This is a genomic window from Sphingomonas sp. SAFR-052 (genome assembly GCF_051965015.1).
In the GTDB taxonomy this organism is placed as follows: Bacteria; Pseudomonadota; Alphaproteobacteria; order Sphingomonadales; family Sphingomonadaceae; genus Sphingomonas.
Map to the genome: position 1 here is coordinate 37946 of NZ_JBQCMO010000006.1, position 26811 is coordinate 64756.

Consider the following 26811-nt stretch of genomic DNA (forward strand, 5'->3'; position numbering starts at 1 on the left):
GTAAGCCGCGTCGCGTATCATAATCTCAACGTCGACATCCACTGCAGCAAGCCGACCATGATCCGCGTAAACACGCCTGGGTCGTTAGAGCGCTTTCAGTGATCCAATCCTTGGTGGAGCGCCGGTAGCCATCGCTCGTATCCATATGACGAGCCAAGTCGCTAATAGCATGATTTCCAAGGGGTTCGTCAAGCACGTTAATCGCCTTATGCAACCAGTCGCTAAGTACTTCATTTGCAGTAGACGGCACAAGACATTCCACTTGCAGCTGGCAAAATTAACGGAGATACTCTGAATCGGATTTGGAGTCCTCGTTATGCGAATCGCTGCGTCCGCATGTTTGGTAGGGCTGGCGTTATACGGAGCCCCAGCTTTCGCGAATTGCGTTAAAGTTGCGCCGTCCGGCCTGCAAGCGAGTTTCCCGACGCTCAGCAGCTCAACCGCCGCGGTCTTGGCGCCAGCTATTACCGATATCGCTAACCTCGCTTCAGTGGAAGCCAATGGTATGTCGGCTGCCCGCATGCGAGATCGGCGTCGACTGCAACTCGAACAGCAAATTGATCGGTACGATGCTCAGCGACAATCTCAACGTCGCCCGCTGAATTTCCGAAACGGCCAGTCCCTTCTTCGTGGCCTCATGCAAGGTGCGCGCGCCGACCCGCCTTCCATTGCTGCCGCCAAAGCCGAACTGAAAGCAATGCAGCGCGGGGCAGGGGCAGGAATCGATGAGCAGGGAAACCAAGGATATCGAGACTTCGACGCGCAACTGGCTACCGCGATCGATCGACTGACGCAGGAAGCTAGCGCAAGCGGATCATTCCAAAGTTTGGCTGATAGTGATCGACTGGTGCGGAACCGTGTCGCAGATTGTGTTGCGTGGCGATCTGCTTCGGGCATAACGTTGCCACAAAGTCTAACCGCGCTTGACCGCTTCGAACGCACGAACCGCGCGGCACTTGGGGCGGCGGCAACGAGCATGGCTCCAAGGATCAGGTCCGAGATTGCTGCCGCACCTGACAGCTCGACGTTGCAGCGTATCCGCGCAGAGTATCTCAACACGCCAGGCGCGAACGAAGCGCTCGGGGCTAGCGGAGTGACGCAGGCGTTCTCCGTTCGGTTGGCGACGGTGCAACGCAATGAGTTGGCTAGCGCGAACGCCGCGCAAGCACGACGTGATGCCGCTTCGGCGCAAGCCGCTAGGATCGCAGCGGCGCAACAAGCGAAGGCCGAAGCAGCGGAACGGGCTTTGCTGGCACGGCAGCGAACCGCGCAAGGACCCTCGGCGGTGGCGAGCATCAACATAAATAGTGCAGGTGAGCCAACGGAGACGCAGATGCGGGCAGCACTTCAGGAGAACGCCGGTCGTATCGCTTCTCGGTTTGGATTGGGGGATTGGACTAAAATAACCTACTTCGAAAAAGTGGGTTGTGAGAAAGCGCAGGGCCGCATTGGATGGCAGTGTGACTTCCTCACGCGGTCTGACGGCAATCCAATGACTGGCTTTCTAGATGCGATGACTGGTCCGGGGATGGCCATTCGAGGTAGCGCACGTTTCGTTCTACGCTCCAATGGCTGGGACGCATTCGTAGACCAGAAGAACAACTGATCGGCTTAGCCGCCGTCCCTGAAACCCGAGCATTCTGGCTACAGTAGCTTACTATCCACGGGAAAGTCACCGACCGAGACAGCGGACCGAGTGCAATCATCGCTTGGACATGCGTGGCGTTCAGTCCCGGTATTTTGGGAACCACTCCTGCGACGACCCATCTAAGGCACTACGTGCCCATCGATCGCTTACACGGCCTCCTTCAACCCACCGTTATCGAGCTCGATCCCAATTCCGTCCGATACCGGGTCAAAAAAATGATGTTGCCAAATCTCTTCGTCGATCAAACGGCGACCTTTTGACGTGCTCCCCATTTTCAGGCCGCTGATAAGTTAGCTTCCGTGTCCATATGCCCGTGGCTGGGGCGGTTCGTGAACTCGGCGGGTGCCATGCCGCCGAGGCTGCTGTGCGGACGCACGGTGTTGTAGTCCGTCCGCCATGCTTCAATGATCCGTCTCGCCGCAGCCAACGAGGGGAACAGGTGCTCGTTCAGACACTCGTCGCGCAAGCGACCATTGAACGATTCCACAAAGCCATTCTGCTGCGGCTTGCCCGCTGCGATGTAGTGCCACTCGACGCCGGTGTCCTGACACCAGGCGAGGACGGCGTGACTGGTGAGTTCGGTACCATTGTCGCTGACCACCATGCACGGCAGCCCGCGACGCTCGGCAATGGCGGTGAGCTCGCGCACATCATGCCGGCCTGAAAGCGAGGTATCGACGATGCACGCCAGGCATTCCCGGCTGTAGTCGTCGATGACGTTGAGGATGCGGAACCGTCGGCCGCAGGCCAATGCATCCGACACGAAGTCGAGTGACCAGCGCTGGTTGGGCTCCTGCGAAATCGCCATCGGCGCCCGCGTTCCCAGCGCTCGTTTCCAGCCGCCGCGCTTGCGCACCGTCAGCCGCTCCTCGCGATACAGTCGGTACACCTTCTTCAGGGTTCATGCCCTTGCCCTCACGCCGCAGCAGGATCGCCAGCCGCCGATAGCCGAACCGACGACGCTCGTTGGCAATCTCGCGCATCCGCTCGCGGACAGCATCGTCCTTCCCGCGAAGCGGCTCATATTGCCATGCCGACCGGTTGACCCCGAGCAGCCTGCAGGCACGACGCTCGGAGAAGCCGTGGTCGGCCATCAGCTTCTCCACCGCAGCGTAGCGATCCACAGAGCGGGTCAGTTTTTTCTCAGGAGATCCTTCAGCGCCGACACGTCGAGCATCGACTCCGCCAGGAGCTTCTTCAGCCGCTGGTTCTCGTCTTCCAACGTCCGTAAGCGCGCCGCTTCCGACACGGTCATGCCGCCGTACTTCGCCTTCCAGTTGCAGAACGTCGCATCGCTGATGCCATGCTTTCGGCACAGCTCGGCGGTCTTCACGCCAGCCTCATGCTCGCGCAGCACGCCAATGATCTGATCCTCGGTAAAACGGCCTCGCCGCATCGCTCGTCTCCATCTGACAAGCTAACTTACCAATGGCATGATTCCCGGGGAGCACGTCAGTACCCAAAACCCTTACGAACGTTTTTCCAGCAAGCTGTGGCTAAAGGGGGACAGAAGGCGATCCGTAGGGATGGTTACGGTGCGCACTTCAGCACTGGGACGCAGTGCCAACGAACGGCGACCTCAAGACACGGATACGGATGCCGACGGATTGTTTCAGGTAGTTCGTAAACGTTACATGCCGCGTTGCGCATACGCAATTTGGAGTATGGATAAGAGGGTTAACGCTCGTTTACTTCGGAGACGTTCGAGCCTTGTGCACCGCCTCAGAAGCGTGCCGAGCCAGCTTGTCGAACGGGGGGACGGTCCAAGTGTTAACGAAAGATTTCCTGCATAGTCTCTATGCTTCCGCTTCGCGTACCGCGCTGGGATATTCGGCGCAGTTGCCCGGGTATGCGTCCTACGGTCTGATCGACGGGACTGCTACGATGAGCCGCCGGACCCAGACGACAGCAAACGCACCGCTAGCGGCAACCGATGCAGCCGACATGTTCGTCTTTGACATCGGGGCCGATACCGGACAAGTCAGCCTTACCGGCTTCGGGCGAAACGACGTCCTGTCGACGACCGCGAAGCTGTTCGATAGCAACAACGACGGAATCGTCACCTTCGGTCGGGATGGCAAGCTGGGTCTGGACGGACCGCAGGGCGGCGATACCGTCGACCTGCCAGGCCTGGAAAGATACGGACTACGGTACATCGGCGAGGCGGATGGACTACATCATTATGCGGACGCCCGCGTTCGGCCGCTGCGTGCGAAGGAAAGCCGCACTGATAATGAAACTATGGCAGGCGACCGGACGGGCCGACAGCAGGACGTCCATTTCTTCGACACAGCGCTAGGCCTTGATTTCGGTAGCGACCGTGTAACGCGGTTTGATTCTCGCGACTTACTCGTCACAACTACGCGCGTCGGGAATGCCAATATTGGGGATCGCCTCGAACTTGTTGACGGTTCGATCGCCCTCGGGGTTGGGCTCGGCGACGTTCGATTGACCGGGATGGCGGGCGAGGCGATCGACCAGCTGGAATATCGTGGCGGCATTGAGCATGCCGGCGTCACCTACCATGTCTATGCCCGCATCGGGTCTACGGCCGGTGCCGGGGATCTGCGCTTCGTCGATGGCGGGGCGCCCAGCGTAGTCGGCCCCGTGCTCGCAGCTGCCACCGAGGATGGCTTGACGGTCTCGATCGATCTGCTGAGCGGTGCGAAAGCCGGATCAGCTGGCGGGCCGCTAAAGATCATGAACTTGGGCACCTTACCGGACGGGCTAGTACAAGAGGGTAGTGTCGTCAGTATCGATCCTGGTAACGCCGCTTTCCAATCGCTGGCGGCAGGCGAATGGCGAACGATCGACATCAGTTACCGGATCGCCGACAATGGTGGGTCGAGCGTAGCGCAAAGCGCGCGGATCACAGTAAGCGGGGTCAACGACGCGCCCGTTGTCGATGCCGACCTGTCGGCGCAACTGGTCGAAGATGACGGCGTCGCCTTCATCGACTTGCTGACTGGTGCCAGCGATGTCGACGACGGTGACTCGCTGTCAGTGGCCGGGCTACCCGAACTACCTGCTGGCATCAGGTTAGACGGCGACCAGCTGCGGGTAGACCTCGACGACCCAGCGTTTCAGTCGCTGGCGGCTGGCGATACGATCATGCGCGAGATCAGCTTTTTCGTTGCTGACAAGGCCGATGCGCGGATCGAACGGACGCTCGATCTGACCGTGACCGGGATCAACGACGCACCCGTCGTGATTGGAACGATCGAAGCGGAAGCGGACACCGACGATGCGCCGTTCACCCTTGACCTCCTGGCCGGCGCTTCGGACGTCGATGTCGGCGACCGTTTAGTCGTGCAGGGGGTGTCGGGCCTGACCGACGGGATGCGCGTCGACGGCACCGAACTGACCATCGATCCAACCGTCTTCACCGATTTGGCCGCTGGAGAAGAGCGCAGCGTTACAGTGCAATGGACCGTCGTCGACGGCCAAGGTGGCGAGGCGGCACGCAGCGCAACGATCGTAATCACCGGCGTTGGTGGCGATGCGCCGCCGTCACGCATCCCTACGATCACTGGCTTTTCGCAGGACAGCGGTCGGATCGGAGATAACCTCACCAACGATGCAACGCCGACCTTGACGGGGACGGCCGGGGCCGGCGAACGCGTGACGGTCAGCATCGACGGCAAAACGGTCGGAACGACGCACGCCGACACAGCTGGCCGCTGGAGCTATAACGCAGTTAGTCTTGTCGATGGCGCATACGATTTCGGCGTCCGCACCGCGGCCGGCGATGGAACCGGGCTGACACTCACGATCGATACGGTCGCGCCTGACGCTACCGCAAGCTTGGCACGGTCATCCGATACCGGAACCACCGGCGATGGCCGCACCAGCGCAGGTAGCGTGACGATCGTGGGCACCGCCGAAGCCGGTGCACGGGTGAAGGTCGGTTCGATCGAAACAACGGCCGGAGCCAATGGCGCCTATGTCGCCAATGGCGTAGACCTAGCACTCGGCAACAACGCCATCTCGATCGTCGTGACCGATGCGGCAGGCAACGCCAGCACTACGACGCTGGACGTCGAACGCATGGGCGACGGCAGCAGCAACATCGCGCTGCAATGGAACAAGATCGCACTGCAGAGTATCGCGCGCGATGGCGACATTCCGGTCGAGGCGACCCGGATGCTGGCAATGGTCAGTATCGCCGCCTACGATGTCCTGAACGCGATCGACGGTTCGCCGGCGCTACTGGTTTCTCTCGATGCGCCCGATGGTGTGTCCGGAGAGGCCGCGCTGGCCGCAGCGATGGCAGCGGTCATATCGTACAGCTATCCCGGACAGGCATCGATCATTGCCACGGCGCTTGCCGACACGATGGCGACCTTGAACCTCGGTACCGCGACGTCCGCCGCCAGCATCGCGTTCGGACGCGACATTGGCGAGGCGGTGATCGCGGTCCGTGACAGCGACGGTTGGGACGCTTTCAATGCGTATGAAAGCGGCGACGCAATAGGACAATGGCGCCCGACCGGCCCGAACTTCGGATCGGCGGAGGCAGCGCAATGGGGTGACCTCACTCCGTTTCTAATCGCATCCGGCGACCAGTTCCGGGCTGGGCCACCGCCCGCGTTGAACAGCGCGCAGTATGCCGCCGACTATAACGAGGTGAAGTCGCTCGGGGCGGTGAACTCGACGACGCGCACGGCGGACCAGACGCAGGTGGCACGCTTCTGGGCAGACGGACTAGGGTCTTATACACCTGGCGGTCATTGGGGTGCGATCGCCGGGGAAGCGGCTGCCGCGAGCGGTTTTGGACTGACCGAAACCGCACGGATGTTCGCGATGCTGAACATCTCGTTGGCGGATTCGGGCATCGCCGGGTGGGATACCAAGTATAGCTATGCGACATGGCGTCCCGTCACTGCGATCCAGAACGGCGACGTGGACGGGAACGACGCTACCGTCGGCGATCCTAATTGGCAGCCGCTGGCGCTGACTCCGTCGCATCCCGATTACGTCTCAGGACACTCGACCTATAGCACCGCCGCAGCCACGATCCTGTCGTCGATCTTCGGTGACGATTACGCCTTCTCGACCACCAGCCTCACTGCCCCGGGCATCACCCGCAGCTTTGACAACTTCCAGGCCGCAGCGAACGAGGCTGGCCGCAGTCGCGTCTATGGGGGTATCCATACTGAAAGCTCCAATGCCGCAGGCAGGCAGATCGGCCAAAGCGTCGCGAACTTCGTCCTGGGCGCTTTCGACACCAGCAGCGACGCCAGGGCTCCAACCATCATCGTGCAGGCAGCCAAGGGGCTGGTTGCCAAGGACGCGCCTTCGCTTTCCGGCTTCGCTGTCGACAATCTGCCCGGGCTGTCCGCCATTTCCGTCGCGCTCGATGACGGCGGGGCAAAGACCGTAGCTGTCACTGGCGGCCGCTTTGCATTCGATCCAGACGCGTTGTTCGGCAAACTGACGGAGGGGACGCATAAACTGACGCTGTCTGCCACGGATGCGGCGGGCAATGTCGGTTCGGCAAGCTACCAGTTCACGGTCGACGCTACCGCACCAACGATCGTCGCCAGTCTGTCGAGCGGCACGACGTTGACCAGTGATACGCGGTTCGTCGGTACGGCCGATGGCACCGGGTCGAAGATCGTGTCGCTCGGCTACGCCATCGATGGTAGTGCGTTGCGGACCGTGAGTTTCGATCCGTCGGGAGGGTTCGATACGGCGATCGATCTGGCGTCGCTTTCGCCCGGCGCGCATACGATCCGGATCACCGCCACCGACGCTTCCGGTCTGACGACCAGTCGTGACTTCACTGCAACGTTGACCGAACGAGTGGCGTTTGCAGTTGAAGCCATCACCCCCTTCGACGGGGCAGGTGAGGTCGGAGTGACGTTCAAGCCAGAGGTGCGCTTTACCCGCGCCGCCGATGCGGCGTCGCTGACCGGCGACAGCTTCTATGCGACCGATGCGAGTGGGACGAAACTGCCTGCGACGATCGTGGTGTCGGCCGACGGAATGCGCGCCTATCTCCTGTTCGATTCAGCGTTGCCGGGTGCCTCGCGGATTGAACTGCATCTCGATGGCGACCGGATCAAGGCGCGTGGGGACGGAGTCGCGCTGGACGGCGACGCCAACGGCACCGCGGGTGGCGACCTGTTGACGGACTTCACGACGGTCAGCCGTTCCGTCGTCACGGGGACGAGCATCACCGGCGTCGTCGTCGGTCCCGGCGCCGACTTGAAGCCGATGACCTTCGACGACTTCCGTGTGGGTCCCGATCAGGCGGCGAACACGAAGGACGACATCTATCTCGAGAAGATCGCGGGCGCGCGCGTGTGGGTGATAGGACAGGAGGGCAAGGCGGTCTTCACCGCCGCCGATGGCAGCTTCACGCTGACCGGCGTGCCGTCAGGCAACGTCAAGCTGGCGATAGATGGGCGAACCTCGACCAATGCGCCGAACGGCTATTTCTATCCCGAAATGGTAATGGACCTCAACGTCCGACCAGGCGTCGCCAATACCGTGATGGGCACGATGGGTTCGACAGAATCCCAGATCGCCAATATCGATCACTCACAGGTCTATCTGCCGCGGATCTCTTCGGCATCCCTTACTGCAATCGACGACGACGAGGCTACGACCATATCGGTCAAGGCCGAAGGGACGACCGGCCTCACCACCGAACAGCAATCCTATGTGAAGCTCGTCGTGCAACCAGGCTCGCTCGTCGACAAGGACGGCAATGCGGTCGACGCGCCCACGGTCGGCATCGCTACCGTACCCCCCGAGCTAGTCCGGGACATGCTGCCGGCCGGATTGCTGCAGCATACGTTCGACATCACCATCCAGGCGCCCGATGCGGCGCTGTTTACTGCTCCCGCCGAACTGACACTGCCCAACGTCTTCAATGCGGCACCGGGCACCAAACTGAACGTGCTGTCGTTCGATCACGACACCGGCCGCCTCGTAATCAACGGCACCGCCACCGTATCGGCGGACGGCAAGTTCGCTGTCACCGATCCCGGCTCCGGCGTCACTAAACCTGGTTGGCACGGGTTGGCGACGGCTGGGTCTCAAGTTACCGGCCCTTCCGACCCCTATGTTGGTGAGGGGCCTGGCCCAATCGCCCCCCCCGTTCCACCCCCTCCCAACTGCAAATTCGGCGAGGTAGCCGAGGATCTGGGGTTCCCTGCCGCGCGTGCGGTCATCGCGAACGTCAAAGCGTTCGTCAAAAGCGTACCAATTCTGAAGATAGCGTCAATCGCATACAAGACAGTCCTTGTCGGCAGCGCAATCTACAATCTCGACAAGACTGTTCAAGATGCACGGTCCGCGATGAGTGATGGAGAAGTGTCAGCCGCCGAATTGGTAAGCATATCGAGCAATCTTCTGAAAACAAAAAACTCTGCGAAAGCAGCATATGACGAGCTGCTAGAAACGGTAAGTTTCTTGTCGCTACTTCGCGACCAAGCGATCGCGCTCGACGAGACAATTTCTTTTGCGGAAGAAGCAATACAAAAGATATACGAGAGTGAATGTGCGCCGGATGTTTTGAAGACGGCCGCGTTCGCGTTGCAGGCTCCTCTGGGCAACGCAAAATTTCTAATCGAGCAGTTTAGGGAGAAGCTTTCAGGTGCAAATAGTTCAATAACCAGCCTAGGTTGGGATTTTGTCTGTAAACAAATTGAGCGGACACTCGGTGATATAAACAGCTTGGTGAATATAACAGGCGGTAGCAACGTTGCCGCTAATGGTATCCTTATGGCGGCTTCTGCCGCTAGTCCAGACAGTCCGCCTACGTTACAGCAAATCGTTGATGATCTTGCGGCGATATCATCCGGCCTGGATGACGATGCTGTGACAATAGAGGAGCTGGAAAAGGACGTGTCCGCCAGCGAGAAGAACGCTGACGCGATAGACCAGTTGAATCTTGCCAGATTGGAGGGTGTGTTTGCAAACGCACAGCGCGTCGTCGAGGGGATGCCGCAAAATGCGTATGTGCTAATCGAATATAACGACGATACACTCCGGCTCAGGACGGATGCGAATGGGCACTATGAGGCATTCCTTCCTGCGGAAACCGAATTCGTCGTCAGAATGTACGATGTTCAAAATAATAGAGTTGGAGAATTTTCCGGGAAAACCGCCGTATCGGGTGCCGAGACGAAGCTCCCGCTGATAATGTTCACCGACGGGGATCTGTTGCCAGACCGCGACGGCGACGGTTTGGCTGACGAAGCGGAGTTGATACTTGGGACGGATGCCGATGGTTCCGACTCCGATAAGGACGGTCTAACCGACCTGGTGGAGGCGCAGCTTGGCACCAACCCGCTCGGCGATGTCCCACTTGCAACCGGCGTCGTCGCCTCGTTGGCCTTGGACGGGCAGGCCACGGATCTAGCAACCTTGTCGGATTTTGCCAGCTACGTGTCACTGGCGCTGGTGGCGACGGGATCAGCAGGGTTGGCCATCGTAGATGTAAGTAACCCCTTGGCGCCGAAACGGCTCGCCAGCGTCGACGTTTCCGGGACGGTCGCGCAGATCGCAGCGGATCGGCAGCTTGGAATGGTCGCGGTGTCGACCGGGTCAGCCATCAGCCTCATCGATATTAATGATCCGACCAAACCTGTTGTCTTGCGGACAGTCGGCAGCGCGGGCGCGGATATCGTAGCCCTTGACGGAACTATCTATGTCGCGACGGGACGATCAGTAACCGCTTTCGACATGGTCACCGGCGAAGAATTGCAAGCACTTGCGCTCGGGTCAGGAAACGTCGTCGGACTGGCACTGGAGAATAATCTGCTCGCGGCAGTCGACAGTAGCGGCGTCGCCTATGCTATCGACGTGAGCAGCGAACTAATGGTCCGCAAGGGATCCGTCTCGCTCGGTTTCACGGCGACCGGTGATGGCGCGGACAAGATCTATCTTGCGAACGGCGTCCTCTATGTTCCAGCGACGAACGGCTTCCAAGGAGGCTACGGGACCAGCGACTTCTCTGACCCGACCAAGCCCGTAGTACTGAGCGGACCTGACGATACCAGTTTCGCCGGCAGCGCGATCGCGCTCAACGGTTCGGGTCGTGGCATCATCGTCGGCAATCCCGGCGGCGTGTTCGGCGCGAATGTGCTCGATGTGGTCGACACCGGCGATCCCACCGCTACAGGCACCTTCGTAACTCGCGTCACGCTGCCATCGGCACCATCGGCAGTGGTGATCGATCGTGGTTTTGCGCTGGTCGCGAACGGGACCTCGGGCTTGCAGGTTGTAAATTACCTAGCGCTCGACCGTAACGGCGAAGCGCCGGACGTCACACTGGCGACCGCTGGCCTTGACGTCGACCCGAACGCCGTCGGAATTCAGGTTCTGGAAGGGTCAGTGCTGCGCCTGAACGCGAGCGTCACCGATGATGTGCAGGTCCGGGACGTGTCGGTGCTGGTCAACGGCACACCGGTCGACAGCGATGGGAGCTATCCCTTCGATCTGTCGGTTGACGTCCCAACGCTGGGGGCGAAGGCAAGCGATACGTTGACAATTCAGGTTCGCGCCACCGATACCGGCGGCAATATCGGTCTGTCAGATACGGTGCAGATATCGGTCGTTCGCGACACGATCGCGCCGAAACTGGTCGCGAGCAACCTTGCGGATGGTGCGTTGCTCGGGCAGACGTTCCGTACCTTCCGGCTGAGCTTCTCAGAACCGCTCGACCAGGATGCGGTAACTACTGCAGCCTTCCGCGTGCAGAATGCGGACGGCACGAGCCACACCCCGACGAACTTGCTGTTCAAGGACGGTGGGCGGACCGTCCAACTGACTTTCGACACCTTCGACGTCGGCAATCATCGCTTCATCGTCGATCAGAACAAGATCGTCGATCGCGCCGGTAACGCGCTTGGCTCGTCCACGACCGAAACCGATTTCCGCGTGCAGACCTTCACTATCGAATGGATTCGTCAGGGCAGCGGCGACTGGAACACGGCGTCGAATTGGAGCACCGGCAAGGTTCCCCAAGAAACCGACGAGGTATTCATCCAGGCAGCCGGAGATGCGATCATCCGTATCGCAGGCTCGCCGGTCAAAGTCGCGCGGCTGGTAACTACCGAGGCGATCAAGGTCGATCATACGGGCGACCTGACCGTCATCAGCGGCGGTTCCCTTGCCGAACTCGAGATGTCATCGAATGCGATTGCGACGTTCGACGCGGCTACCACCGTTGGTACTTTAGCGATGCCGTCAGGCACACTGAAGGGTGACGGTGCGGTAACAGTCGACAACCTGTTCACCTGGACTGGTGGTACGCTAGCTGGGACCGGTGACCTGACCGTAGCAGACGATGCGACGCTCGTGATCGGCCATAGCGCCAATAGAAGCAACAGCACGCTGTACCTCCAGAAGGATCTCACGCTCGCCGGGGCGGGTACGTTCGACCAAGGGCAGTTGTACCTTGGCACCTATCGGTACGATGGAGAGAAGAACGCATGGGTAAATTCGCCTGGTTCGCTGACCATTGCTGATGACGCAACGCTGACCTTCTCAGGCGAATATTCGGACATCTACGATGGCACGGCGGCGTGGGTCTCGAACGAACGTTCGAGCATCACCAATGCCGGCGCGCTTGTGCGTGAAGGCAACGGCACGACGACGATCACCAGCAGTCTGATCAACAATGGTGCGATCACGGTTCAAGCGGGCACGCTGACGCTGTCGGGCGGCGGCACGGGTACCGGTTCGCTGACGGTAGACGGGGGCGCTGCGCTCGAGTTCGGGGGAGGCACGATCAACCTTGGCGAGGGAGTCGAATTCACTGCAGATGGCACGCTCCGGGTGACGAGCGGCACGGTGACGATTGATGAGACTCTTGATCTAACTAGGATCGAGGTATCGGGCGGCACTCTCGTGCTGACCGGTAACGTCGTAGCCGATGCGATCGCGGTCACCGGCGGGACGCTAAAGATCGACGGCGCTCTCACGGTGGATGCAGTCAGCGTCAGCAACGGAGCCCTCCAAATGGACGGCGCGGTCGAACTCGACACCTTGACTGTAAGCAGCGGCACGTTGCGCGGCGATGGCGCGGTGATGGTCGACACCTTGTTTGTCTGGACCGGAGGTACGTTAGCCGGGAAGGGCGGCTTGACTGTGGCTGCCGATGCGACGCTCGACATGGGGTCTAACGGCAACAGCAGCCAGAATGCGTTGTATCTGCAGAAGGATGTCGTGCTCGAAGGCACCGGCACGTTCGACAAGGGCCAACTATACCTTGGTACCTACGGCTATGATGGGACGAAGGGTGCATGGGTGAACACCCCGGGTTCGTTGACGATCAGCGATGACGCGATACTGACCTTCTCGGGCGAACATTCCGACATTTACGACGGCACTGCGTCCTGGGTATCGAACGAGCGGTCGTCGATCATCAATATAGGTACGCTCGTGCGCAACGGTGACGGCGTGACGACCATCAGCAGCCGCATCGCACATGAGGGTGCGGCGACGGTTGAAGCCGGGACTCTGCTGTTGTCGGGTGGGGGTAAGGGCAACGGGTCAATCACAGTCGAAGGCAGCGCTGCGCTGCAATTCGGCGGCGGCGACTTCACACTGGGCGATAGGGTTGCATTCGCCCAAAGCGCGTCATTGGCCGTAACCAGCGGCACGGTCACGATCGATGGGCAACTGTCGTTGGAGCAGATTGACGTAGCGGGCGGCGCGCTGTCGCTGACCAGCAACGTGACGGTCGACGGTATTGTCATTTCCGGCGGTACGCTCGAGGTGGACGGAGACGTTCAGGCGAACGTGGCGAACGTCACTGTTGGCGTGCTCCAGTTCGACGGATCGACGGAGCTGAATACTTTGTCGATGAATGGCGGGACACTACGAGGCGACGCGGCTGTCGCGGTGGGCGATCGCTTCACCTGGACCGGAGGTACGCTGGCCGGGGCAGGCGACCTGACGGTGGCCGGCGATGCGACGCTCGACATGGGGTATGATGGTAACAGCTACAACACCCTGTATCTTCATAAGGACTTGAAGCTCGACGGCACCGGCACGTTGGACAAGGCGCAGCTCTATCTTGGTACCTATGGGTACGACGGGACGAAGGGCACATGGGTGAACACGCCGGGTTCGCTGACGATCGCTGATGGGGCGACGCTGACGCTTTCTGGCGAGTATTCCGATATCTACGAAGGCACCGCGGCCTGGGTGTCGAACGAGCGCTCGACGGTGAACAACGGTGGAACTCTGGTGCGCGACGGTAGTGGCGTAACCACCATCACGAGCAGCATAACGAACGATGGTACCGTCAGGGTCGAAACGGGCGTGCTGCTGCTGTCGGGCGGCGGTAACGGCGACGGTTCGATCTCGATCGAAGCAAACGCGACTCTTCAGTTCGGTGGGGGCGACTTCGCACTGGCTGAAGGCGTCGAATTCACTGCCGACGGTACATTGCGCGTCACCAGCGGCACCGTGACAATCGACGAAGCGCTGTTGCTGAAGCGGATCGAAGTGTCGGGCGGTGCGCTGGTCCTGACCGGGAACGTCACGGTCGACGATATCGCCGTCGCTGGCGGCACGCTTGAGATCGACGGAATTTTCAAGACGAACCAGGCGACCGTCACTGGTGGCCTGCTCCAGTTCGATGGATCGGCCGCGCTGAACACTTTGTCGGTGAGTGGCGGGACACTGCGAGGTGACGGAGCTGTCGCGGTAGGGGACCTCTTCACGTGGACCGGAGGCACGCTGGCGGGGACCGGCGGCCTGACGGTGGCTGGCGATGCGACGCTCGATATGGGGTATGAAGGGAACGGCAGCTACAGCGCGCTATATCTTCAGAAGGACCTCGTCCTCGACGGCACCGGCACGCTCGAAAAGGCGCAGCTGTACCTTGGCACCTATGGATACGATGGTACAGAAAACAAATGGCTGAACTCGCCCGGATCGCTTACCATTGCCGATGGTGCCAGCCTGACTTTCTTCGGCGAGTACTCGGATATCTACGAAGGAACGGCGTCCTGGGTATCGAACGAGCGTTCGCTGGTCATCAATGCCGGGACGCTGGTGCGCGATGGCGATGGCACGACGACCGTCACGAGCGGGATCGTCAACGACGGGGCGATCACGGTCAAGGATGGTGCGCTGCTGCTGTCGGGCGGCGGCACGGGTGACGGGTCGATTGCGGTCGAGGGTGAGGCCGAGCTTCAATTCGGTGGTGGTGAATTCACGTCGGGCGAAGGGGTCGAGTTCACAGCCGACGGCACGCTACGCGTCATCGGTGGTACGGTTACGATCGACGAGACGCTCTCTGTCACGCGGATCGAGGTCACGGGTGGGACGCTCGTACTGACTGGCGACGTTGACGCAGATTCGATTGAACTCAACGGCGGGACGCTGGACGCCAAGGGTGCGCTGTCGGTCGACGTTCTGTCCGTGCGCAGCGGAACGTTGCAGGGAGACGGTGTGGTCAAAGTGGCCGAGTCCCTGACCTGGACGGGTGGTACGCTGGCTGGTTCCGGTGATCTGACGGTAGTCGAGGCGGCGACCCTCGACATCGGGTATGACGGCGACGGCAGCTACAGCACTCTGTATCTCCAGAAAAATCTGGTGTTGGAGGGCGAAGGAACATTGAGCCAAGGGCAACTTTACCTCGGTACCTATCGCTACGACGGGACGACGAACGCCTACGTCAATCTGCCCGGCTCGCTGACAATTGGGGATGGCGCGACGTTGAGCTTGTCCGGAGAATTTTCGGATATCTACGAAGGCACGGCTTCCTGGGTTTCGGACGAACGCTCGCTGCTCGTGAACGAGGGGACGCTGTTGCGGACCGGCGAAGGAACGAGCACGATCAGCGCTGTGTTCGAAAATCGCGGAACGGTTACGATCGAAGACGGCACGCTCGACCTGACCGGCGGTGGTGCGGCCGGCGGCAGCTTCAAGGTCGAAGACGCTGGTGAACTTGAGTTCGGCAACGGCACGTTCCTGTTGTCCACCGAATTCAGACTAAGTGGGTCCGGATCGGTTGAGATTGGCGGCGGGGACGTCACGTTTGCCAGCAAGCTCGATGCCCGAATGCTTTCGATCACCGGCGGAACGCTGAACGTAGAAAGCGCGCTGGTGGTAGATACCTTGTCGGTAAGTGGTGGTACGTTACAAGGCGATGGAGCTGTCTCGGTCGACGATCTCTTCGCGTGGACGGCAGGCACTTTGGCAGGCAGCGGAGATCTCACGATCGGCGAGAATGCGACACTTGACATGGGGGCTGACGGCAACGGCATCTATAGCACGCTGTATCTGTACAAAGACCTCGTGCTCGCGGGCGAAGGAACGTTCGAGAAGGGGCAGCTTTACCTCGGGACCTATCGATATGACGGCGCAGAGGGGATGTATATCAATACGCCCGGTTCGCTGACCGTTGCCAAGAGTGCGGCCTTGACGTTGTCGGGCGAATATTCCGATCTGTTCGACGGTACCGCGTCGTGGGCCAACGGCGAACCGTCGAGCTTCACCAATGCTGGAACGCTAGTCCGCCGCGGTGACGGCACTAGCACGATCGCCGATGCGCTCTATACCGTCCATTCGGGGGAGACCGACGTCGAACAAGGCTACCTCTACGTGAACTGGGATCTGACCATCTAGGTCAGGGCCCAGTTCACGCAGGTAACGCGATAGTAACCGGAGGCGGCAACCTACACGCTAGTCACCCAGAACCGAAGTAAGTTACGTTACATGCGTTCTTGCGATGGCGTGAGGCATGCACGGTTGGTCGTAAGGCGGACGTATTGGTATTAAGCGCGGTCGATCGCGCGTTTCTCGAATCACAGGTGCGGCGTGACGTGACCCCGGTCTTTCATCCAGCGGCAACCAGAGACCGACCGTGGTTTGAGCTGCTACCCGTTCTTGGACCACTTGGCTGGCCGTCATCCAGCATTTGTTGGCAGCGGCGGGCCATGTGCCGCTGACCAGCTCACCAGCGATATCGGCGTCTTGTTGCCGATAGCGCTATGGGGTCGCACCTCGTCGTAGTCTCTGCGCCAAGCCCCACATTTTCGGATCGCGTCGTCGAGGCTCTTGAACCAATGCTGGTTCAGGCATTCCGCCTGACGTGGTTCGGCATTGGAACACGGCCGGCGCGGTCTACTTGGTGCTCGTTCAGATCACTGCCAGCGGGGGCATGCCGAACCGCTGACGGCAGCAGGTGCCGACTGTCTTGGCTTTCGATATATGAACCGCGTGTCCCCAGCCTGGCTCATGCTGCTTCCCAGGACTGTCGGGATACTTCTGGGCAAGCGTGGGAAGAACGGTCTGATCAAGCGTTCCTGTAGGTGTTCAGTCCCGGCATCTGGTGGATCGGGTCGACGATGAACCGGTCCGGCTCTGACGTCCAGATCTTGGCGATGTATTCGTAGGGTGTGAGGCCGCTGAGCGTCTTGAGCCGGCGGGCAAAGTTGTAGGCGGCCATGAAGTCGGCGAGGTGCGTCCGGAGCTGGTCGTGGCTCTCGTAATGGAAGCGTTTGACGGTCGCGTCCTTGATGGTGCGGTTCATCCGTTCGACCTGACCGTTCGTCCACGGGTGGTTCGGCTTGGTGAGCCGGTGCTCGATGTCGTTTGCCTCGCAGATCATGTCGAAGCGCATCTGGCGCGACCAGGCGGTGTTCCGGTTGCGCGGCTGCTCGGCGAACTGAATGCCATTATCGGTCAGGATCGTGTGTATCCGGTACGGCACGGCCTCCAGCAGGTGGTCGAGGAACTCCCATGCTGTGCGCCTATCGGCCTTGTCCACCAGCTGGGTGACTGCGAACTTGCTGGTGCGGTCTATGCCAACGAACAGATAGAGCTTGCCTTCGCCAGTCTGCACTTCGGCGATATCGATGTGGAAGAAACCAATTGGATAACGCTTGAAGCGTTGCCGCTTTGGCTTGTCGCCCTCGACATCCGGTAGCCGTGAGATGGCGTGCCGCTGAAGGCAACGGTGCAGCGCTGACCGGGTCAGGTGCGGTAGCGACGGCTGCAATGCGTAGAGGCAGTCGTCGAGCGGCAGCAGTGTGTGGCGACGGAACGCCACCACCATTGCCTCCTCCGCCTCGGTCAGGGTCGTTGAATGAGGGGCCTTCGGCCCGGTCTTCAGATCCTCGACCGTCGCCCTCTTACGCCACTTCGCCACCGTCTTGGGGTTGATCCCCAGCTCACGGCTCAGCGTCGCGAGCGAAGCTTGCGATCGCTGTATTGCTGCTCGGACAGCGTGCGTGGTCGTGGCGCACCCATGACGTACCTGTCCCATACGGCTTCCTTCCATTCCAACGAAAGGATCGCACCATCAAACCGTGGGATCAAACACCTAGTGGATTTCGTAAACTGGCACCGTAATCCAGGAAGCCCAGGGCGGCTGAGGTGCCGGAGCCTGAATGCTCCGGCCTCGCGAGCGCATGACTTCGACACCCTACGAGACACCCTACAAACTACGAATCGTGGACATTCGGCCATGGCCAGCTAAGCTCGGCCGCTCTCAGGGGGGGGGAGCTCAAATGCGAAATCGTCTGATCATCGCCTGCGCGGCGGCGCTGCTGTTCAGTGGCAGCGCCAACGCCCAAAGTATAGCGGAACTGAAGGCGCAGGCCCAGGAGACGCGGGCATTGCTGGCGCAGGGAGAGGCCAGCGGCATGGACGCGACTATACTGCAGACGCTGCACGAAGGCCTCGAGATCGCAGAGCAGGCGATTCGGGAAATGGAAGAGGATGCGTCCGGGACGAGCATTTCGCCGGGCAGCGGCGCGAGCGACGCGGTCGCAGCCGGGCAGAGCTACGCGACCAAGCCTAATCTCGCCGCCGAAACCTGCACCGGCTTCACTGAAGCCAATTACCGCACCCTCGCCTTGTCGGGCGGCAACGACGTCCAGCTCAAGACGATGTGCGGGCAGGCCTTCGAATATTACACCATGTACAAGAGGGCGATCGCTCAGGGCTACAGCGAGACCGATGCCGACCGGACCTATGCTGCGCACCAGCAGGCCGCGACCAACGCCAACAGCTTCTACGCCAATAACCGCGCAGATTGAGGGGATGGAAATGAGGGGATGGCTTACCGCGGCACTGGCCGCATTGCTCGGAATTTTCGCCGTCGCTGCGACACCGGCGGCCGCACAGTCGCCGCGCGGCTCGTCCTTCTTCTGCATCGTCTCGGACGACGGAACGAACACCTACATCCACTCGGCGACATTCAAGGCGAATCCCCAGGTCTCCACCGACGCCTATGAGGGCGAGTGGCGCGCCTATCTCACGCAGAAGGGCCTGCCGACGAACGGCGGTTGCACCTTCACCGACCTGCCCCAGAACGTGCCCGTTTATTTGGATGGGCTGAAGCAGCAATGTGACGATTGCTCGATCTGGACGCTGCGCCCGGTGGACTTCGCTTATACCGGTGCCGCGGCGCCGAAGCCGGCCGGCGACCATCGCAACCTCGCCAGCGACATGTGCGAGGACTTCACCGAGGCCAATTATCGCGAGAAGGCGCTCGCCCCGGGCCTGGACCAGCAGCTGCGAGCGATGTGCGGCCAGGCCTTCGAATATTACACCATGTACAAGCGCGCGCTGGAGCAGGGCTATTCGGCCGCCGACGCCGAGCGCACCTACCAGGCGCATGAGAAATCGGCGGCGGTGCTGAAGCAGTTCTACGAAGAGACGCGGACAGATCGCTGAGGATGGCGCGGCTCGCGATCGTCGCGCTCGGCCTGGCCGGCGGCTTCGTCCTCGCGCTGGCGGGCGGTAGCCGGCTGGCGGCGGCGCAGGAGCTCAGCTATTTCTATTGTTATGCGCCCGATCCGGCCAAGGGCGTCACCTATGTCTCAAGCGTCAACCGGGTGGGCCCGGTCGCCGAGCGATCGCGCTACGGCGCGGAGTTCGTCACGCATCTGAAATTGAGGGGATTGGGCGGCACGGCCGGCTATTGCACGATGCGCGCGACGATGCGCGAGATCGACCGCGGCCGCAGCGAGATGGCGCAGATGACCTGCCTGGAATGTACGGGCGCCGAGCGGCTCGAGGACGTCGAATGGCTGCGTGGCGGCGAGGCGCCAATCCAGTCGGTGCTGGTGAGCAAGCAGGGCGGCGAGACCGTCAGCGACAGCGTCTCCACCACGCAGGCGGCGACCGATGCGGCGCCCAGAGACGCCAAGCTGCTGCTGAGCGCGGCCGAGGCCGGGCCGGTGCTGGACTTCTTCTTCGGATCGGTGCCGGGCGCGATCGACGACAATGACCGCCGCTTCGCTCAGGCGCTGATCGTCGACAGCGCACGCGCCAGCGTCCGGATGTCCTATGCCGAGACCCTGCTGCGCAGCGCGATCTCGCCTGCGGCTACTCCGTCCGGCGTGATCCGGGCGATCGCACGGCGGGTGCTGACCGATCTTGCGGAGCCGGACAGCGTCCGCGCCGCCTTCGAGGGCGACCATAGCGCCGCCGTCGTCGCCGAGATCCGCCGCCGCTGGAAGTCGGTCTGGACGGATCGCGTGCAGCAGGACGACAGCAGCATGCTGCCTTGAGGCGGGGATAGGGGCGTCGGAAGGGCCGGAAAGGTGGCGCTGGGCGTGCCCTCGGCGGACGCCGAGCGTTGCGTAGAGTGTCTCCAAAGGACCGGCGAATCTCCCAGCTAGCTCGACGAGGTTCAAGCTCACGATCCGTGCGGTGCCGGGCACACGGTCCGGTCGGCAACGTGCCGCGGAAGGCGTTCAGATAAAGTTCGATCGCGTGAATCGAGGCGGCCCGATATAGTGCCTAGGACCAAGCACCGCCGCCAGCGCCCAGCCGACAACAGGATTTTGGCGGCGCGCCGATATTCGTCGGCGAGCGCCACGATATGCCGAGGCTTAGCCGCCTCGCCAGGATAGAAACGCTGCCCCTCGGCTCCCATCCAATTGCCTAAGCGATGGGGGACAAAGACTTTGATAATGGCATCTTTGCGCCTTCAACTCGATCGGTCGAAGCATTCACCCGATTTCCTGAAAACGGTCATTCGGCCAGGCGCGCCGCTAGCGCGCAGCATGAAGCTCCGGCGCCATGTTGTGCGCCGAGGGCCGCGGCCGGGTCAGCTCGCGTTACGCAACAGGCGTTTCCGCTCGGTGCCACCGCGATCGGCGTGTCTCCTGTGTTCGATATGGAATGACAGTTCGGATGGTCGAAGGGGCGGGGCCCCTTGATGCAGGAGGCGGTGGGGCCGCTGCCGGGGTTCCGTGACGCCGCGCTACTGATCGATCGCAATTTCTGGAAGATCGTCCGCGCCAACGGGAGGACGGCTCCCGACGTTGACGGCGGAGTGCGTCCGCTGAAGAAGCGTCGCGTTGTCTCGAGAAAATTTGCCTAGAAACGTTACCGGTAAGGCGGCATACAACAGCGCATATGGCCGGAACCATAAAAGGGGCACGTTATGGCAGACGAAGGAGAGCATGAGTTCAATATTGAGGCGGTGGCCGACGATGACGATGGAAAGTCATTTTCCAGCGAAGAAGTCGTTCGGATCGAGCACGATCTCGGTGTAAGTTGGTCAGGCGTAAGCGGATGTTGCAGCGGTGACCGCCCACAGCGCGAAGTGAATAGTGCGTTCAGTCGGTGGCGCAACGATCAAATTGCGGCCCATGTCAATCAGCGATACCTTGGATCCGGCCAAGGTGGAGGCACTGCACGTTGCTCGCAATCGAACGGCGGTGGCTGGGGAGGGTCAGGTCGTAGCTGTCGCGGTGGTGTGACTGTAAGGGCTTGGATCGAGTTTCTCAAGAGCTGATCCGCGTGTTGCTTTGACATGCAAGAGTGCCAGCGAGTTATTATCCCGTCCGCATTAGGGTCAGGACCCATTGATGTGAGCGTTGCGATCTGATTCAGGCTCCGCAAGGAGACTGGAATGAGCGACCTGTTTTGGCTGACGGACGAGCAGATGGAGCGGCTGCAGCCGTTCTTTCCCAAAAGCCATGGCAAGCCGCGCGTGGATGACAGGCGGGTGCTGAGCGGCATCGTGTTCGTCAACAAGAACGGGTTGCGCTGGCGAGACGCACCCAGCGCCTACGGCCCACACAAGACGCTCTACAATCGGTGAAAGCGCTGGGGTGAGGCAGGCGTGTTCACGCGCATGATGGAGGGACTGCCAGCGACAGGTGCCGAGCCGAAGACGGTCATGATCGACGCGACTTACCTGAAGGCGCACCGCACGGCCTCAAGCCTGCGGGTAAAAAGGGGGATCTGGGTCGCCTGATTGGACGCACCAAGGGCGGCATGAACACCAAGCTCCACGCCGTTGCCGACGCGAACGGCCGGCCCCTGAGTTTTTTTTCATGACTGCCGGCCAGGTCAGCGACTACATCGGAGCGGCAGCGCTGCTCGACGATATGCCCAGCGCGCAGTGGCTGCTCGGTGATCGCGGCTATGACGCCGACTGGTTCAGGGACGCCCTCCAGGCAAAAGGCATCCAGCCATGCATCCCGGGTCGGCGATCACGCAACGAGCCGATTAGGTATGACAAGCGCCGCTACCGACGCCGCAGCCGTATCGAGATTATGTTCGGCCGCCTCAAGGATTGGCGGCGCGTCGCCACCCGCTACGATCGCTGCCCCACAGCCTTCTTTTCCGCCGTCGCCCTCGCTGCCACGGTCATCTTCTGGCTCTGATCAACGAGTCCTGACCATAGTCTCCGTGCCAGGAGACGAAATGCGAAATGCGAAATGCGAAATGCACGACGATGCCGGCCATTCTTCAAGTACGCAGCAGCTTGCTTTCAGCGACGTTCGTGGCATTCCAAACCGCCACTCTGACCATGGCTAGATGCTTCCATTCGTGGCTTGGGCCAGGTCGGTAGGTACGGTACTGCGCTCAATCTGAGGACGAAGGGGAACGCGTTGTGGCGGCAGAGCGGCACGGATTTAGGCAGGCGGTGGCCTGGCTTGCTCAGATCGTTGGCCCTGATGCGGCCTACATTCGACTAGGCGTCGTATACACAATTGCCATCAGCTTGCTGGCGCTCGCGACCCCGATTTCAGTGCAGTTGCTGATCAACAGCGTTGCAAATACCGCTATGCCGGCGCCGCTCTGGGCACTGTCCGGAGTTCTCCTGCTGCTGCTGTTGATCGTAGCGGGACTTAGTGCGTTGCGGGTATGGATCATGGCGGCGTTTGAACGACGAGTATTCGCACGTGTCGTTGCGGAGGTCACGGTGCGTGCGGTACATGCACAGGACCCATTTTTTGCTGACGCGAATCGTGGTGACCTTTTCAATCGGTACTTCGATTTGGTAGTAGTGCAAAAGGCGATCCCGAGCCTCGTCATTGGCGCCTTCACCATTGTGCTGCAAGCAGTCGTCGGCCTAACGATCACAAGTTTTTATCATCCGTTCTTTCTAGCCTTCAACGTCGTGTTGGTCGCGTCGGTGGTCCTGGTGTGGCTGATCTGGCAGCGAGGAGCGATCACTGGTGCGGTCGAGCTCAGCCATGCGAAACATAATGCCGCACGGTGGCTTGAAAGCGTCGGTGGTTCGAATGGCTTCTACAAATCTGCAAGGCATCTAGACTTTGCGATGGATAGGTCGGAAGGTGTGACTGCTGGCTATATCGGTGCCCATCGACGCTACTTTCGGTACCAGTTTGCGCAGACCGTTGCCTATCTGTTGATTTATGCGATTGCCGGTGCGGCATTACTGCTTCTAGGTGGCACTTTGATACTACAGGGGCAACTGTCCCTCGGTCAGCTCGTTGCCGCTGAGCTCATTCTGTCGGGGGCGTTCTACGGCATTTCGCAACTAGGCTGGTACCTGGATACCTTTTATGACCTCGTTGCAAGCTCTGAAGAGCTGTCGTTGCTGTTCTCGATCCCGCAAGAGGTGGAAGTTCGTGGCGACGCTGGACCGCGTGACGGCGCAGTCAGACTGACAGACCTGATGTTCGAGGGCGCGCGTTTCGACCTAAGCCTCGAGGCGGGCGTACAACTCGTCACGGTAGCCGAGCCAGGTACTGAGCAGCGGCTTGCAGTGTTGCTGAAGCGGCATGCCCATCCAGAACGTGGATTGATACGCGTAGGAGGAGCGGATCTCGGCTCGTTGGATATGTACCATCTACGTTCAGACGTGACCGTTATAGATCGTTCGACCATCGTTGAGGTGACGATCCGCGAGTATTTGAGGTTGGCGTGCGAAGGGGATGTAGGCGATGCCATGCATGCGATCGCAACGGTAGGCTTGGAGAGCCGTATTGCGAGCCTGCCGCACGGTCTCGACACTCACCTGGGTTCGTCGGGATATCCTCTGAGCATTGGTGAAACCCTGGCGCTCAAGCTGGCCAACGCGCTGATCGTTCGACCTAAGTTCCTAATGCTGGGACAGATATGTGACCTTCTCCCGCCGGCCAGAATATCGTCGGCACTTTGCCTCCTGAAAAGGTATGGCACCACCGTGCTATTGTGTACGGGTCGTCCCGACGACCTTCTGCTTGACGGTTTTCTCTACCTCGGAATGAAGGAGCAACGCCGTTTCACTAGTTTAGACGACCTGCGTGGCGCTTATATGCAGGGAGGTACTCATGCCCTTCCGATCTGACCGACTTGCCCACTTCACCACGCTGGCTTCGCTTAAACCGCCAAAGGTAGGTATCGTCATCGCATGGCTGGTGTTCGCAGGTATCGCCGTTACTGTTGCTATATTGTTTCTAGTCCCGTGGCTGCAAACTGCTCAAGGGCGCGGTCAAGTCGTCGCACTGGATCCCGATGACCGCGCACAGGAGGTAACTGCGCTTATCCCCGGTCGGGTGGAACGTTGGTACGTCCAGGACGGGCAGCACGTCGAGAGTGGCAGTCCGATTGCACGCATCGTCGATCTCGACCCGAATCTCCTATCGCAACTCGCAGCGGAGCGCGCACAGATAGAGGCAGAGATTTCGGCCGTGCGACAGGCTCAGAACGTCGCGACAATTGACGTCAGCCGCAATCAGCAACTTTTTTCAGAAGGGCTGGCATCGCGGCGTGATTACGAACAGGCACAGATCAAGGTCGCCGATACGTCAGCCAAGCTTGCGGAGGCACGAGCCAAGCTAAATCGGATCGACGTTCAGCTGAACCGCCAGTCGGCGCAGCTCGTGCGTGCGCCGCGTGACGGGCGCATTCAGAACCTGAACGCTGCCGCAAGCGGAGCACTGATTTCCGCGGGAACGGTACTAGCTACGATCGCTCCGGAGCGGGTCGAACGTGCAGTCGAACTCTTCATAGATGGCCGGGATGTAGCATTGCTGCGACCCGGACGGCCTGTGCGCCTTGAGTTCGAAGGGTGGCCAGCTATCCAGTTCAGCGGTTGGCCGTCTGTTGCTTACGGATTCTTCGATGGTCGCGTGCGAACGATCGACGCAACTGCAAACTCACAAGGCCTCTTCCGTATCCTGGTGGAGCCTGCCCCGGGCAAGCCCGCCTGGCCCGATCGCCGCTTTGTCCGCCAGGGCGGCAGGGTCCAAGGGTGGGTTCAAGGGGAAACTGTATTGGTCGGTTATGAGCTTTGGCGTCAATTGAACGATTTTCCGCTCGAATTTGGGCAGGCCGCAGCAACGAAGGATGCGGAGAAGGGCGATGATCGCTCCATTGCCACGAAAGCTGGTAAGCCGAAATGAACCGCGGATTTTCCGTAGCTTCGGCATTGTTGATCGCCGCAATATGGCTGCCGGTTGAGGCTCAGGAGGTAACGACAGACCGTTCGCCGGCTACTAGTTCCCTTACGCTTCAGGAAGTACTGCGCAGTTCCGTACGAACCGCACCGCAAATCATCGAGGCGCTCGCGCGCGTTCGGGCTGCGGAGGGACGTGCGTTGTCTGCCGACGGGGCGTTCGACACTGTATTCGATGTCGACGGCCGTTCCCGCATGCTAGGCTATTACGACGGGACGGTGGTTGCCGGACGCGTCACGCGCCCGTTAAGTGACAACGGCGGATATTTGTACGGCGGCTACCGCGTAAGCCGTGGCAGCTTCCCCGTCTATGAGGACGAGCAGTACACAAACCGCCTTGGTGAAGTGAAGGTAGGGGCGTTGTATTCGCTGCTTCGCGACCGCCTCGCGGACGAGCGACGCACCCGGCGCACGCTGGCCGCAAGTGACATTGATATCGCGCGGTTCGAGCGTGGTGCAATCGCAATCGGCGTTCAACGCCGCGCTGTCGATGCATATCAGAACTGGGTCGCCGCTGGTTTGCGTCTGCGCGCCTACCGGGATTTGCTGACCCTGTCTGAAAGCCGACGCAATGGGCTGGCACGTCAGGTGCAATTGGGTTCACGGCCTGAAATCCTGCTCACCGAAAACGACCAGAACCTCGTGCGCCGTCGAGCGTTGGTCGTAAGGGCGGAAGGCGATTTTCAGACCGCCACTAATGCACTGTCCCTTTATTACCGCGACACGAATGGACAGCCGGTGCTTGTCGGGTCCGAGCGCCTTCCAACAACCGCCGATGCGCTAGGTGGTGTAACGAACATAGAGCGCACCGCTTACGCAGAACGACGCCCGGAGTTGCAAGTAGTTCTGGCACGCATCGACCAGATCTTGGCTCGTCTCGCTCTGACCGAAAACGAACTACGCCCTCGCCTGGACGTGCGTGGTGAACTGGGTAAGGATTTAGGAGGCGTGGGGGTGGGCGGCCGGTCACGAACCCCGCTTGAAGCGATTGTTGGTTTTCGTTTCTCGGTACCTTTACAGAACCGGGCAGCGCTCGGTCGGATATCGGAGGTTCGAGCAGACATGAACGCGCTCGAAGCCCGCAGTCGTTTTCTGCGCGACCAGATCGTCATCGAAGTTGAAGGCATCAATATCGGCGTTCAAGCGGCCGAGCGCCTCGCTCTGATTGCCGAACAGGAACGCCAACTTGCTGACCGCCTGGCTGCGGCTGAACGGCGCCGCTTCGAGCTTGGCTCCAGCGACTTCTTTTTAGTCAATCAGCGCGAAGATACAGCCACGGATGCACGTGTGCGTCTGATCGATGCACAAGCCAGGATTGCATCGTCACGCGCTGAATTGGCAGCAGCAACCGCAGATCGAGTAGCGTTAGGTCTGGAACCGTGACGAAACACATTGCCAGGAGCAAAGTGTTTTGATCTCAGAATCGTAGCATTGACGGTACTATGACATGTTTTTGGAGCGAACAGTCCCCAACTTTACTAAGCCTAACTATCCTGAGCGGCTTGGCTGAGCCTACGACGATGAAGCC

Annotated in this window: 9 protein-coding genes and 3 pseudogenes; 9 read left to right on the forward strand and 3 right to left on the reverse strand. The window is 60.6% G+C overall.

What is annotated here, in order from left to right; translation table 11 throughout:
• The first annotated feature begins 490 nt into the window (after nucleotides 1-490).
• The gene (locus ACTHQV_RS11650; protein ID WP_440490454.1) at nucleotides 491-1606 is read left to right on the forward strand and encodes a hypothetical protein; all 1116 of its coding nucleotides are present in this window, start codon (nucleotides 491-493) and stop codon (nucleotides 1604-1606) included.
• Between the two features lie 316 nt (nucleotides 1607-1922).
• Here the strand turns inward: ACTHQV_RS11650 and ACTHQV_RS11655 are convergent.
• Nucleotides 1923-3044, reverse strand: a pseudogene (locus tag ACTHQV_RS11655) (IS3 family transposase).
• 488 nt (nucleotides 3045-3532) lie between these two features.
• On the opposite strand from ACTHQV_RS11655, the gene ACTHQV_RS11660 reads away from it, so the two are divergent.
• The gene (locus ACTHQV_RS11660) at nucleotides 3533-16249 is read left to right on the forward strand and encodes an Ig-like domain-containing protein (protein WP_440490455.1); all 12717 of its coding nucleotides are present in this window, start codon (nucleotides 3533-3535) and stop codon (nucleotides 16247-16249) included.
• 281 nt (nucleotides 16250-16530) lie between these two features.
• On the opposite strand, the pseudogene ACTHQV_RS11665 reads toward ACTHQV_RS11660, so the two are convergent.
• Both ACTHQV_RS11665 and ACTHQV_RS11670 read right to left on the reverse strand, forming a co-directional pair.
• Nucleotides 16531-16707: pseudogene (locus tag ACTHQV_RS11665) on the reverse strand (integrase core domain-containing protein); the annotation flags it as partial.
• Nucleotides 16708-16919: 212 nt separating this feature from the next.
• The gene (locus tag ACTHQV_RS11670; RefSeq protein ID WP_440490456.1) at nucleotides 16920-17891 is read right to left on the reverse strand and encodes an IS481 family transposase; all 972 of its coding nucleotides are present in this window, start codon (nucleotides 17889-17891) and stop codon (nucleotides 16920-16922) included.
• Between the two features lie 244 nt (nucleotides 17892-18135).
• Here ACTHQV_RS11670 and ACTHQV_RS11675 point away from each other — a divergent pair, with 244 nt between their 5' ends.
• The 7 genes and pseudogenes from ACTHQV_RS11675 (at nucleotide 18136) to ACTHQV_RS11705 (ending at nucleotide 26666) form a co-directional block, all read left to right on the forward strand.
• Nucleotides 18136-18666: a hypothetical protein gene (locus ACTHQV_RS11675; RefSeq protein WP_440490458.1), complete on the forward strand. Its 531-nt coding sequence runs from the start codon at nucleotides 18136-18138 to the stop codon at nucleotides 18664-18666.
• 10 nt (nucleotides 18667-18676) lie between these two features.
• Nucleotides 18677-19306, forward strand: a complete 630-nt coding sequence (locus ACTHQV_RS11680; RefSeq protein ID WP_440490459.1) for a hypothetical protein — start codon at nucleotides 18677-18679, stop codon at nucleotides 19304-19306.
• A 2-nt stretch (nucleotides 19307-19308) separates the two neighbouring features.
• Nucleotides 19309-20145, forward strand: coding sequence for a hypothetical protein (locus ACTHQV_RS11685; protein ID WP_440490461.1), 837 nt, complete (start codon nucleotides 19309-19311; stop codon nucleotides 20143-20145).
• 1352 nt (nucleotides 20146-21497) lie between these two features.
• Nucleotides 21498-22257, forward strand: a pseudogene (locus ACTHQV_RS11690) (IS5 family transposase).
• Between the two features lie 230 nt (nucleotides 22258-22487).
• Nucleotides 22488-24173, forward strand: a complete 1686-nt coding sequence (locus ACTHQV_RS11695) for an ABC transporter ATP-binding protein (protein ID WP_440490462.1) — start codon at nucleotides 22488-22490, stop codon at nucleotides 24171-24173.
• Entirely contained in the window at nucleotides 24157-25230 is a 1074-nt protein-coding gene (locus ACTHQV_RS11700) for an efflux RND transporter periplasmic adaptor subunit (protein WP_440490464.1), read from the forward strand. The genes ACTHQV_RS11695 and ACTHQV_RS11700 overlap by 17 nt, the downstream gene beginning before the upstream one ends.
• The gene (locus tag ACTHQV_RS11705; protein WP_440490465.1) at nucleotides 25227-26666 is read left to right on the forward strand and encodes a TolC family protein; all 1440 of its coding nucleotides are present in this window, start codon (nucleotides 25227-25229) and stop codon (nucleotides 26664-26666) included. Before ACTHQV_RS11700 ends, ACTHQV_RS11705 begins: the two co-directional genes overlap by 4 nt.
• Nucleotides 26667-26811: the final 145 nt, after the last annotated feature.

Bases quoted from the DNA above. Each gene is read 5' to 3' on its own strand.
- ACTHQV_RS11660 (WP_440490455.1), top strand. From the start codon at position 3,533: ATGAGCCGCCGGACCCAGACGACAGCAAACGCACCGCTAGCGGCAACC.
- ACTHQV_RS11670 (WP_440490456.1), bottom strand. From the start codon at position 17,891: ATGGGACAGGTACGTCATGGGTGCGCCACGACCACGCACGCTGTCCGA.
- ACTHQV_RS11675 (WP_440490458.1), top strand. From the start codon at position 18,136: ATGCGAAATCGTCTGATCATCGCCTGCGCGGCGGCGCTGCTGTTCAGT.
- ACTHQV_RS11680 (WP_440490459.1), top strand. From the start codon at position 18,677: ATGAGGGGATGGCTTACCGCGGCACTGGCCGCATTGCTCGGAATTTTC.
- ACTHQV_RS11685 (WP_440490461.1), top strand. From the start codon at position 19,309: ATGGCGCGGCTCGCGATCGTCGCGCTCGGCCTGGCCGGCGGCTTCGTC.
- ACTHQV_RS11700 (WP_440490464.1), top strand. From the start codon at position 24,157: ATGCCCTTCCGATCTGACCGACTTGCCCACTTCACCACGCTGGCTTCG.
- ACTHQV_RS11705 (WP_440490465.1), top strand. From the start codon at position 25,227: ATGAACCGCGGATTTTCCGTAGCTTCGGCATTGTTGATCGCCGCAATA.